General features: G+C 38.8%; 11 protein-coding genes. 4 read left to right on the plus strand and 7 right to left on the minus strand.

Annotated elements, in window-relative coordinates; all coding sequences use genetic code 11:
- Positions 1 to 9: 9 nt before the first annotated feature.
- From F8M42_RS12780 to F8M42_RS12790, 3 genes are all read left to right on the plus strand, one after another.
- Positions 10 to 897 carry a CheR family methyltransferase gene (locus F8M42_RS12780; RefSeq protein ID WP_182187136.1) on the plus strand — a complete coding sequence of 296 codons (888 nt, stop codon included), beginning with the start codon at positions 10 to 12 and terminating at the stop codon, positions 895 to 897.
- Between the two features lie 148 nt (positions 898 to 1,045).
- A complete protein-coding gene (locus tag F8M42_RS12785; RefSeq protein ID WP_182187138.1) occupies positions 1,046 to 2,179 on the plus strand; it encodes an exonuclease SbcCD subunit D in 1,134 nt (377 codons plus the stop codon).
- Complete coding sequence (locus F8M42_RS12790; RefSeq protein ID WP_182187140.1) at positions 2,179 to 4,923, plus strand: AAA family ATPase; 2,745 nt, start codon at positions 2,179 to 2,181, stop codon at positions 4,921 to 4,923. Before F8M42_RS12785 ends, F8M42_RS12790 begins: the two co-directional genes overlap by 1 nt.
- Positions 4,924 to 4,977: 54 nt before the next feature.
- Here the strand turns inward: F8M42_RS12790 and nrdG are convergent, their stop codons facing one another.
- The 5 genes from nrdG to F8M42_RS12815 form a co-directional block, all read right to left on the minus strand.
- Complete coding sequence (gene nrdG / locus F8M42_RS12795) at positions 4,978 to 5,475, minus strand: anaerobic ribonucleoside-triphosphate reductase activating protein (protein WP_182188759.1); 498 nt, start codon at positions 5,473 to 5,475, stop codon at positions 4,978 to 4,980.
- A complete protein-coding gene (gene nrdD / locus F8M42_RS12800) occupies positions 5,462 to 5,746 on the minus strand; it encodes an anaerobic ribonucleoside-triphosphate reductase (protein ID WP_182187142.1) in 285 nt (94 codons plus the stop codon). Before nrdD ends, nrdG begins: the two co-directional genes overlap by 14 nt.
- A gap of 29 nt (positions 5,747 to 5,775) precedes the next feature.
- Entirely contained in the window at positions 5,776 to 8,046 is a 2,271-nt protein-coding gene (locus tag F8M42_RS12805) for an anaerobic ribonucleoside triphosphate reductase (RefSeq protein WP_182187144.1), read from the minus strand.
- Positions 8,047 to 8,318: 272 nt separating this feature from the next.
- Positions 8,319 to 9,053, minus strand: coding sequence for a glucosaminidase domain-containing protein (locus F8M42_RS12810; protein ID WP_229711359.1), 735 nt, complete (start codon positions 9,051 to 9,053; stop codon positions 8,319 to 8,321).
- Positions 9,054 to 9,070: 17 nt separating this feature from the next.
- Entirely contained in the window at positions 9,071 to 10,375 is a 1,305-nt protein-coding gene (locus F8M42_RS12815; protein WP_182187146.1) for an NCS2 family permease, read from the minus strand.
- A 308-nt stretch (positions 10,376 to 10,683) separates the two neighbouring features.
- On the opposite strand from F8M42_RS12815, the gene F8M42_RS12820 reads away from it, so the two are divergent.
- Positions 10,684 to 11,367, plus strand: a complete 684-nt coding sequence (locus tag F8M42_RS12820) for a hypothetical protein (protein WP_182187148.1) — start codon at positions 10,684 to 10,686, stop codon at positions 11,365 to 11,367.
- Positions 11,368 to 11,429: 62 nt separating this feature from the next.
- On the opposite strand, the gene F8M42_RS12825 is transcribed toward F8M42_RS12820, so the two are convergent.
- Together F8M42_RS12825 and F8M42_RS12830 are read right to left on the minus strand one after the other, a co-directional pair.
- Positions 11,430 to 12,197 (minus strand): amino acid ABC transporter ATP-binding protein, encoded by a 768-nt coding sequence (locus F8M42_RS12825; protein WP_326832811.1) that lies wholly within the window; start codon positions 12,195 to 12,197, stop codon positions 11,430 to 11,432.
- 4 nt (positions 12,198 to 12,201) lie between these two features.
- Positions 12,202 to 12,846 carry an amino acid ABC transporter permease gene (locus F8M42_RS12830; protein ID WP_182187150.1) on the minus strand — a complete coding sequence of 215 codons (645 nt, stop codon included), beginning with the start codon at positions 12,844 to 12,846 and terminating at the stop codon, positions 12,202 to 12,204.
- Between the last annotated feature and the right edge of the window lie 46 nt (positions 12,847 to 12,892).

Genomic DNA, 12,892 nt, shown 5'->3' on the forward strand with positions numbered 1-12,892 from the left:
ATGATGGGTATGGCCAAAGCTAAAATATGCCATAATCTGAAAATAGATACTACATGGGGTCCACCCATCTATACCATAAAAAATGACCAAAGAGGAGCGATTATTAAGGTGGATGAACTAGATTGGCGTACATTTAAACAAAAACTCAAAACAAAAACAGGAATAGATCTTGATTTATATAAAGAAGCCCAAATGAAGCGTCGTATAAATAATCTTGTTACACGTAACGGCTTTCAAAGTTTTACGTCTTATTTTGAATATGTCGAAAAAGACAGGGATCTTTTCGCCGCATTCATTGAATATCTAACGATAAATGTATCGGAATTTTTCCGTACTCCAGAAAAGTTTTCTGAATTAGAAAACATTGTCATTCCCGAATTATTGTCCCGAAATTCCAAGCTCAATATTTGGAGTGCAGGTTGCTCCATAGGTGCTGAACCATATTCCATTGCTATGATTTTAGATGAAAAAACCCCCGGGGTGCAACATCGCATTCTAGCTTCTGACCTTGATATCGATATCCTCGAAAAAGCTAAAACCGGTGTTTATACTGAAAATGAATTAAAATCTATCTCTTTAAACAGAAAACAAAAATATTTCACCAAAACAACTGCTGACAAATATACGATCGACCCTAAAATAAAAGCAAAAATAGAATTTAAACGACACAATCTTTTAAAAGATCCGTTTGAAACAAATTTTGATCTTATTCTCTGCCGTAATGTCGTTATCTATTTTACAGAAGAAGCCAAAAACACATTATACCGCCAATTTTTTAATTCACTGAAACCAGGTGGCATGCTATTTGTCGGCGGCACCGAAGCAGTTTTAAATTATCGCGAAATGGGTTATGAAAACTATCGCCCATTCTTTTATCGACGTCCCAGCAACCGCTGAACCCAATTATTCCCACCAATTTTCTATCATATGGATAACACTATTTTATTTTCAAGATTTTTGGTATCATTCAGCGGCATTGTGTCGTTACAAAAAGCGGAGTTGCCGCCCCATTATATGGCAGCTCTTTTTTAATTGGAGGACAAACATGAAATTTATTCATTTAGCAGATTTGCATATTGGCAAACGTCTGAACGGTTTTTCTCTGCTTGATGATCAAAAATATATTTTAACCCAAATTTTGAAAATGATTACTGACAATAACCCGGATGCTATATTCATTGCCGGTGATATTTATGATACACCGCTGCCGCCGGTCGAAGCAGTAAGAGTATTTGATAAATTTCTAACTGCCCTGGCAGCCTTAAACCTTAAGATTTTTATAATCAGCGGCAACCACGATTCAGCTGACAGATTAGCATTTGGAGCCAATCTGCTAGTTAAAAGCAACGTATACATTGCTGCTGCATTCACCGGTGATTCTTTCCCGCTGGAACTACACGATCAGTATGGTAAAATAAATATTTATATGCTTCCTTTTATTAAACCAATCCATGCCAAGAAAATTTGGCCAAATGAGGAAATACATACTTATGAAGACGCAGTCCGCATTGCTGTAAAAAAAATGGACATTGATCAAAGCTTGCGCAATATAATAATTGCCCATCAATTTGTCACCGGTGCAAAAACCAGTGATTCGGAGGAAATCTGCGTAGGCGGACTCGATAATATTTCCGCCGATCTTTTAACCCCGTTTGATTATGCCGCCATGGGGCATATCCACCGACCACAAAAGATAGGGTTTGACACTATACGCTATGCAGGAACACCTTTAAAATATTCTTTTTCTGAAGCTGCCCACAAAAAAGTCCTTACAATCGTTGAACTCAAGGAAAAAGGTGATCTGCACATAAATTTAATACCGCTTACTCCTCTGCACGACATGCGGGAAATAAGCGGCAGCTATGCTGAACTGGTAAACAGAAACAATTACATCGGCACACCGGTAGACGATTATCTGTCAATAACACTCACTGATGAAACAGAAATTCCCGATGCCATCGGCAAGCTGCGGACAATTTATCCCAATATAATGAAAATAAATTATGATAATGCACAAACACGAACTAACAATCCTATCATTAATAATGATATTACCTTCGCCAAATCTCCTGCTGACCTTTTGGAAAGTTTTTATTTACTGCAAAATAATCACCCACTCAGCAGCAAGCAGCAACACTTTGCCAATGACTTAATCAAACAAATCTGGGAGGCAAAATAATGCGTCCATTAAAGCTCACAATATCCGCATTTGGTCCATATGCAGAGGAAACAGAAATTGATTTTGCTAAATTGGGAGAAAAAGGTATTTATCTTATAAGTGGTGATACCGGTGCCGGAAAAACGACATTATTCGATGCACTCATTTATGCCTTATATGGTGAAGCCAGCGGACCAGTACGCGAATCAACAATGTTTCGCAGCAAATATGCCAATAGCCAGACACCAACATTTGTAAAATTATTATTTACATATAACCATCAGCAGTATTCATTATATCGTAATCCAGAATATGAGCGTCCCGCTAAACGCGGTGATAAGTTGGTTTCAGAAAAACCGAATGCCCACCTGGAAATGCCGGATGGCAGCATAATAACTGGATTGAAAGAAGTGACACAAGCCATTGAAAACTTGATTGGCCTGGATAAAACACAGTTCACCCAGATTGCCATGATTGCCCAGGGTGACTTTTTGCGCCTTTTACTGGCTTCAACCAAAGAACGTAGTGATATATTTCGCAAAATTTTTAACACTGACTTATATCAGCTGCTACAGGAAAACATTAAAAAATCTGCTGAAACGACTGCCAAAGAACTTGAATATCTGGATATGAATATTGGTTATGCCAAAAACAACCTGCAATTGCCTCCAGGAACCATATTACCTGAAACTCCCGTAATAGATGAATTTCTCGTTGCTGTGCAGCCATATATGGAAAAAGATGCGGCTGCCCTCAAATATGTAAACCAGCAGCTGCATATTAATGAAAAACAAATTGCCCAGAACAATTCTCAGCTTGGCTATGCCGCTTCACTAATTAAAATTCAGGAAGAAATCAAATTATGTGAAAAAAACATTAAAAAAACTCTTCCTTTAGTCAAAAATTTACAAACGGTCTATGACAATGCCCAGCAAAAATATAAAACCGATTATGCCGGCAATATCAGCGAAATAGTCAATATAAAGAATAAACTCACTGCTTATGATGAATTGGACAAAATCATTCTGCAGGAAAATACCTGCCATACTGCAAAAAGCACGCTGCAACAAAAACTGACTGCACTTACCAGCCAATTGACCCGACTTACAACAAAAATAACTACACTTAAAGCCCAACAAGTACAGCTGGAGGATATACTTGTCAAACAAGAACAACAAAAAAAATTACTTGCCGACATAAACACTCAACAGAAAGAACTGCAGGAATTACAACTGAAAATGGTTGAATACAATCAATTGCTTACTGCCTATAAAAAAGCTCTCCACAATTATCAGCAAGAACAAATCGACCAACAGCAATTGCATCAAAAGCATGACCGCCTGGAAAAACTTTATCTTGATGGACAGGCCGGTATTTTAGCTGCCTGTTTAAAAGAAGGACAACCTTGTCCTGTATGCGGTTCCAAACTACACCCGCAGCCGGCCGAACCAATGGATTGTGTTCCCTCCAAAGAACAAATCAATCTTTTGAAACAGGAAAAATTGCAAAAAGATTCCTGTGTTACCAAATTAAGCATGGAAGCCGGCAATTTAAAGGGACAATTTAATTCATTGGATAAAGAAATAATTAAAAAAGCTGTTTTATTACTCAATTGCAATGAAAAAAGTGAAATACGTTCTGCCGCACAATTACTGCAATGCCAATTGGATAAAGATCTTGAGTCAGTGCAAGCAGAAATGACTGCTACCAGTAAATCCATTTCCCTCAAAGAAAACCTAAATAAAACTATCCCCTCATTGGAAAAAGAATATGATAACCTTAGCCAGGAAGAACGGTCAAATCAGCAACAGCTAGCTGTCGTTACGGAAAACATCAAAAATATCGCCAACAAAAAAGCTGAAAAATCCGCTCAGCTTACATATAAAGACAAAATAACAGCTCTGCACATACTACAGCAAAAGGAAAATTACAGCAAAAATCTGGAAAAAAATCTGCATGACAGCCAAACTGAACTTATCGACAAAAACACTTTTATTAATAATGAAAAAGCTAAACTAGCCGCATTGACCACTCAGCTGAAAAACACCACCGATATCGATATTGACCAACTACAAAAAGTGCAGAAAACCCTTACCGGGCAAAAAAATCTTTTGATACAGCAGCAAAATAAACTTACTTTGCGATTTACCAATAACCAAAAAACTTTGAATAATATAACTGAAAAAAAATCTGCCTATGAAAGGTTATCAGAAAATTATCGCTGGCAGCGCGACTTGGCACAAACGGTCAACGGCACGCAGACGGGCAAAGAAAAAGTAACATTGGAGACATATATCCAAATGCATTACTTTGACCGAATAATTGCCCGCGCCAACACCCGCTTCATGATGATGAGCGCTGGTCAATACGAACTCAAGAGACGTTTATCCGCAAACAATATGCGTAGTCAAAGTGGCCTTGAGCTTGATGTTATCGATCATTATAACGGCACTGAACGAAGTATAAAAACCTTATCCGGTGGTGAATCTTTTAAGGCATCATTATCATTGGCTTTAGGATTATCAGATGAAATACAATCTGCAGCCGGCGGTATAAAACTCGATACAATGTTTGTCGACGAGGGATTTGGCTCATTGGATGAAGAATCATTGGAGCATGCCATAAATGTTTTGCATACCCTCACTGAAGGTAATAAATTAATCGGCATAATTTCACATGTAACAGAACTCAAGCAACGTATCGATAAACAAATTATAGTCACTAAAACACCACACGGTGGCAGCCATGTGGAAATAATTACTTAAAAATATAGTGGCCGGGAATTAATCAATAATTCCCGGCCACTATATTTTATAATATCAATTTTTTAATACGACAAATCCTTTTTTACGGGTTTCATTCATATCAATAATGCGCTGATTGCTGCTGCCCCGAAACTGCAATGTCAAATCACGCTTTGCTGCAACAAAAGGACCGTCTATCAATACATCAGTTACAGCGAGCAATCCACCTACATGCTTATTTCCCATTAACTGCAGCTGTTCTAAGGTATAACCCGTATAAGTAGTTATATCCAGTCCACAGGCATGAACTTTTTGACCCAATAAAGCAAGTGGCTCAGGCTGCATAAATGGTTCTCCGCCACTAAAAGTCACCCCTGACAGCAGCGGATTTTGCCGAATGAGTCCCAGCAATTCATCCACAGTCATTAATCTGCCGCCATTGCGGTCATGGGTCTGTGGATTATGACATCCCGGACAGTCATGCGGACATCCTTGTGTAAAAATAGTAAAACGATACCCTTCACCATCGACAACTGAATCATTGACAACCCCGGCTACTTTAATTAAGTCCATGTTTAACACGGTCATGTTCTTCAGCCCGCTTAGCATTATTAAAACGATCTGTAGTACCTACCAAATATCCGGTAATGCGGCGAATACGCTCAAAGCTTGCTGGCTGAAGCCTGTAGTCAATAGCCACGCTGCCATTTCCGGCATCGGAAAGATTTAAATACTGTAATCTTTTTGTTGTGCGTTTCTCAATCAGATTGATATAATTTATCACTTCATCCAGCGAAACATCTGCCAGTCCGTTCACGGACACTTCAATTCCCTTTACAAACATAAATCCACTCCCTTTAACTTTTATAAATTTCAATGACACTGCATGCGCGGCAAAACAACATGATGCATGTGTTCTTCTTCTGTACGTCCGCACTTAGGACAAACATTGTCAATAATCCCCGTATATCCACAAACCGGATCACGATCTACCGGATGGTTCACTGAACCATATCCAATGCCGCTGTCATGCATACAACGGATAATTGATTCAAAAGCTTTAAGATTTTTCAGCGGATCCCCGTCCATTTCTACATAACTTATATGTCCGCCATTTGTCAATGCATGATAGGGAGCTTCCAACTGGATCTTCTTATAAGCACTTATCGGATAATAAACCGGTACATGAAATGAATTGGTATAATAAGCACGATCTGTCACTCCCGGTATTTTCCCATAACGTTTGGCATCTATCTTAACAAATCGCCCACTGAGACCTTCTGCCGGTGTCGCTATCAAAGAAAAATTAAGCTTAGTGCGCAGAGATTCTTCGTCCATTCGTTTTCGCATATGCCCGACTATTGCCAGTCCAAGTTTTTGTGCTCTTTCACTTTCGCCATGATGCTGACCAATAAGAGCTTTTAACGTTTCCGCCAGACCGATAAACCCCACTGTTAATGTACCATGTTTTAAAATCTCCCCAATCTTATCTTCAGCACAGATTCTATCCGAATCGAGCCAAATATGTTCCCCCATTAAAAATGGATAATTACGGCCATATTTGGCTGCCTGCACCTTGAATCTATGCAACAGCTGCCTGATAACCAAATCAATCATCCCATCAAGTTCGTGATAAAATTTATTTACATCACCTTGAGCTTCAATACCCAGGCGCGGTAAATTTATGCTGGTGAAACTTAAATTACCGCGTCCGCAGGTAACTTCACGCGCCGGATCATAAATATTGCCCATGACTCTTGTACGGCAGCCCATGTAGGCTACCTCAGTATTATAATCTCCCTGTTTATAATATTTTTTATTAAACGGAGCATCAAGGAAACTAAAATTAGGAAACAATCGTTTTGCTGATGTTTTTATTGCTAATTGAAAAAGATCATAATTAGGTTCACCCGGATTGTAATTCACACCCTCTTTGACCTTAAATATCTGTACCGGAAAAATTGGGGTCTCATTTTTCCCTAAACCATCTGCAGTGGCCAGTAAAAGATTTTTTATAGCCATCCGTCCTTCAGGTGAAACATCCGTACCATAATTAACTGAACTAAAAGGTACCTGTGCTCCGGCCCGGGAATTCATCGTATTCAAATTATGAATAAATGCTTCCATAGCCTGATAAGTTGCTGCGTCCGTTTCATGCAAGGCAGTCTGTTCTGCATAGGCGTGTGCCGCTTGAACGGTATGACCAGAAATATTTTGTCCCTCAATTATATTTTGCCGTACAGCAAAATATTCAGATATCGCCTTACCCAATTCCGACGCATTATTCATACCTATCGTTGTCGTAATATTATCTGAAATTTCTAATACCAGAGCCCGTGCTGCTTTGCCAGACAAATTTACTGTAATTGTAAAATATTGAGCAAGTGCCTTTAAATACTGTTTTTTAAAAGTTTTTTGTACTCCGGGTGCCATTGAATAATCAAAATTGGGAACAGACTGCCCTCCATGCATTTCATTTTGATTAGCCTGAATAGCTATACAAGCCAATGCCGCATAAGATCTTATGTCATTAGGTTCACGTAAAGCCCCGTGTCCTGTAGAAAAACCATCATGAAACAATTTCAGCAAATCAATCTGACAACACGTTTCAGTCAACATATAAAAATCTTTATCATGAATGTGAATGTCACCATCGATATGAGCTGCAGCTATATCCTTTGGAAGTATGTAATTGTCAATAAAATACTTTGAACCTTCCGATCCGTATTTCAGCATCGTCCCCATTGCTGTATCGGCATCAATATTGGCGTTTTCTCTTTTTAAATCAGCGTCTTTTGCCTGTTTAAAAGTCAATTCATCATATATGTCCATCAAATCAACTTTTGCTTCACGTATTTTTGTATGTTCCGCTCGATAAAGAATATAAGCTTTAGCCGTGCTGGCCATATTGTTTGCAATAAGCACACGTTCAACGGCATCTTGTATTTGTTCAACAGTGGGAACCGGAATATTTTCCATTTCTTTGATTACACCGTTTGTCAGTGTTGCCAGCATATCTGATGAAAAAGTATCATCAACTGATTCCAAATTAGCTTTTTTTATTGCATTGGCTATTTTCTGCGAATCAAAGGCAGCAATTTCTCCATTGCGTTTTTTTATGGATTGTCTGGATTGCAGGATCATTTTGTTTCGTCCACCCTCCTGAGATAAAACACATTTCTCAAATAATAATCAGATTTTACTATATATAGAAGTTTATGTCAATGCTGCATACAACATATAGTAGGTATATAGTTAATAAGAAAACTGCGTATCTTAATCAGCATGCCAAATAAAATCGTAGTTTTAGTACTATAAATAAATTTTTATCTATACAAATATTTTTTTAACAGACAAAATACCGTTAAGGATCAATTCTCACTTAACGGTATTTATAATTATATATATATTGTTGTTTATGAGTTCAAAATAGCCTGATATATGCGTAATATATTCTGCCCATAAATATCTCCCGGTACAGCCCAGCGGCCATTTAAATCCTGCCACGTTTTCAGGGTACCTGTTTGATAAATCGACCGCACCAATGAATAACGCGGATCAATTATTGGCTCTTTGGGAACATTTGTTGAAGCATATGCCAGTAAATGTTGAATATGCGCTCTGACGCCTAACTCGGAGGTAGGGAAATAAGCCCCCTTGACGATGGTACTTGTAGTGCCCAAGCCACAGTAATTATTTTGATCCGGTGTTACCGTGCCGCCATAACGAAAAAATCCAGTTTCAACCAAAGCTTGTGCAAATGCGACGTCCGGGCGCACACCCTCACGGCTGCCTTCCTGATAATAATAAGAGACCAGTTCCTGAGGTGAAACTGAAATCGACGGATTAGGATTTACCCGCAGCAAATAACGTACACATTGTTCAGGTGTGGCTGTAGCCGTCCCCATAATCGAATCCGGTGATGTATAAATTTGCGGCTTAATTTTTTCCGGTTTATTATAATCGGTCAGTATTTGCTGTATCTTATCGGAAAATATTTTATGTGATGCAGCATTGTTCACCCGCATAATAACATTCTTATCGTGCTCACGGGGAAGGCTTTTTGCCAAACAAGTATTTGATGCAGCAGTTACAAATAAAATCATACTTAATATCAATACATTTAACCAGTAAATTTTAACTCTAAACAATAGGACTCGCCCCTTAATCAATGATTCATCATAATAAACTGTATTATGAACAATACCATAAAAATATATAAAAGCGGATGAACCTGACGGAATTTACCACGGAATATTTTAATCAGTGGATAACTGATAAGCCCGGCACCGACACCATTGGTTATACTGTAAGATAAAGGCATCCAGAACAAAACAAAAAATGCCGGCAATGATTCTTCCACATTATGCCAATCAATCTGGTTAAGACTGCCCATCATTAAAAAACCGACAACAATCAATGCCGGTGACGTCACTGCCGGTACAGCAGCCAACACTTGGGCTATCGGTGCCAAAAACAGCATGAAGCAAAATAATACTGCCACTACCACTGAAGTAAATCCCGTACGACCACCGGCTGCTACCCCTGACCCGGATTCGACATATGCCGAGGTTGGCGAAGTTCCTAACAGTGATCCACAGGTACTGGCAACAGCATCTGCCATAAGTGCACTTCTGACATTGGGAAATTTGCCATTTTTCATAAGTCCGGCCTGACTGGCGACGCCAATCATCGTACCCGTAGTATCAAATAATGTAACCAGGAAAAAGGTAAATATTATAGCGAACAAATTAGGTGAAAACGCATCGGCCAAGTCCATCTGCATAAATGTATTTTCAAGTCCTGTCGGCATGCTAAAAACAGCTGACGGCAAAGGAATAAACCCCATGAGAAACGAAACTACCGCAGTTATCACCATTCCTAAAAATATTGCCGCCGGTACTTCGTTAACAAGTAAAACTATCGTTATAAAAAGCCCTAAAAGAGTCATATAAGCAACCGGTTCGGAAAAATTTCCCAATGTTATTATAGTTGCCGGTGACGGCGCTACCAGATGGGCATTCTGCATCCCGATAAAAGCAATAAATAATCCAATACCTGCACTTATCCCTGCTTTTAATGAAGTGGGGATAGCATCTATTAATGCTTCCCGAAAACTAGTAAGCGACAGCAGCAGGAAAACTACTGATGCTATAAAAACACTGCCCAATGCCGACTGCCATGGGATACCCATTCCAAGAACGATAACGAAAGCAAAATACGCGTTCATACCCAGCCCCGGTGCTATGGCAATAGGATAGTTCGCCACCAGTCCCATTATCAGCGTACCAATCACAGCAGCCAGGATAGTAGCTATAAACACTCCGTTAAAATCCATGCCGGCTTTATTCAAAACACTAGGATTTACAATAACTATGTAAGACATCGTTACAAAAGTAGTAATACCGGCAATGATTTCCGTGCCCAATGTAGTATTACGTTCACTGAATTTGAATTTTTCATTCAAAGACATTAAAGATCTACCCCCTAAAATGATAATATACATTAACTATATTGACTTTATAATTGTACTAAAATGAAACTAATTAAGCAAGGCAGCTGTACGGATAGTTTTCTCCAATACTTAATTTTATTTATTTTTATCATCATTATATATTAACTTATTAAGTTTTATAGCAGTATAGAAAATAATTTATTGTTATTGCGCAAAATATGTTTATATTTATTGTGGTTTTGCATTTAATCTCATCCGCCGGTTTTCAAAAAATAATAATATGCTATAATAACAGCAGGTCAATTATTAGGAGGTATGTAAAAAAGGTGTATAAAATAATTAGCTTTTGGATGGCATTTCTCTTTATATTGGGAAACAGCCTGACGACAGCAGCGGCACAGCCAATACCGGATGATATCTACCAATGGGTTCAGGCTTCACCGCGCATCGGGTACTATTTCAACAAAGCAGAAATGAAGTATGCCGTCGGCAATGACGGTTTAGCTGATACCAATATTCTGGAAGTTCCAATTTTAGAACAATACGACTGGATAGAAATGCAGGATGTCGTAGAAAAACGACGCTGGAATGATGAGGACCTCAGCGGATTCGATAATTTATGGGGCTATGCGGGTATATTACATATCGACACCAAGGCTCGTATAGTAACTTATGTCTCTGACGAATACCTTAACGTCTGGTGGAGCCCTATATCAACATTCAATTCCAACCGGGTTGACAGCATCGATAAAATGTCCACCAAAAATTTGGATCGAACTTTTTATGAATCAATAATTGCGTATGCCAATGATCATAGGCAGGAATTGTTGAGCAGGCAACGTGATCAGATTAGTCCCGCAGAATTAAAAGCCGCTGGTTTATGGAACAATTCCCAGTCAAAAGAACAATCAACTATTTCCACTGTGAAAACATCCCATACCGAACAGCAAAAGGTTCAAAAAATCATTAAAAGTTACGAAAAAACAAATACGCAAAATAAATCCTTGTAATAAAACATGCCGTATGTCATTTTTGACATCCGGCATGTTTTATTGCTATCCTGCTGCGCAATTTATTTAAGCATACTATGTAAAAACAATTTTGTTCTTTCTTCTTTAGGATTACCAAAAAATTGTTGTGAATCACCCTGTTCAACAATACCCCCATCAGCCATAAAAATAACATTATTGGCCACATCATGGGCAAAACCCATCTCATGTGTCACAACGATCATTGTCATATGTTCCTGTGCCAGCTGACGCATTGTATTCAATACTCCGATCGTAAGCTCAGGATCAAGTGCCGATGTAGGTTCATCAAATAACATAATATCCGGTGACATACACAATGCCCTGGCTATAGCTACACGCTGCTGCTGGCCGCCCGACAAACGGCTGGGATAAGCATCTTTTTTATCAAACAAGCTTATTTTCCGCAGCAATTCTTCAGCTACTGGCAATACCTCGGCCTTTTTCATATTCTTAACATGAACCGGGGCTTCCAGTAAATTATCAAGCACCGTCATATGTGGGAAAAGATTAAACTGCTGAAACACCATCCCCATATACCCCAAGATTTTTTTTTGAGTATCCTTATCGGCGTATACGGCTCTACCTTGTCTGCTTTGCACCAGATAATCCCCTTTTACCTGAATAGAACCGTCATCAATAGTTTCCAAATTGTTTAAACAGCGCAAAAGAGTTGATTTTCCAGAACCGGACGGACCGATAACTGCCAACACTTCACTTTTTTTAACAGTTAAATCAATACCCTTAAGCACTGGTACCCCGGCAAAACTCTTACGTATGTTTTTCATCTGTATAATAATATTATTTTCCATAAAATCATACCTCATATTTTCCATAATGTGCTTCAAGGAGTTTAAACAACCATGTTAAAACGAATGTCATTACCAGATAAAAAACGGCCGCAATAACAAATGGTGTCATATCAAATTCACGCTGCACAATGGTTCGCGCTACACGCAATAAATCATTCATTGCCAAAATATAAATAAGTGACGTATCCTTTACTAAATTTATTGTCTCATTACTTATCGGTGGCAGGACCCGGCGGATAACCTGAGGCAGTATTATTCGCTGCATTGTCTGCGGATAACTCATACCCAAAGTCTTAGCCGCCTCATACTGACCACGATTTATCGACTGTATACCGGCGCGAAATATTTCTGCAAAGTACGCCGCATAATTTAACGTAAACGCGAACAAAGCCGCTGTCAAATCCGATAATTTTATTCCCACCATCGGCAGGGCAAAATAAACAAACAGCAGCTGCAGCATCAATGGTGTACCGCGCATTATCCATATATAAATTTCCATCAGCCTGCTGATAAGTCGTAACGGAGACAATCTAGCCAACGATATAAGCAGTCCGAGTGGTATTGATAATATTAATGTAATGGAAAATATCTGCAGGGTAGTCTGTGTACCTTCCAGCATTAACATGAATGTATTGGCAATATTATGCATTAATTTACTCCCGCCTTATATAAATTTATAACTATTGTCATGACAA

Source organism: Pectinatus frisingensis (assembly GCF_014076555.1).
GTDB classification, from domain to species: Bacteria; Bacillota; Negativicutes; order Selenomonadales; family Selenomonadaceae; genus Pectinatus; species Pectinatus frisingensis.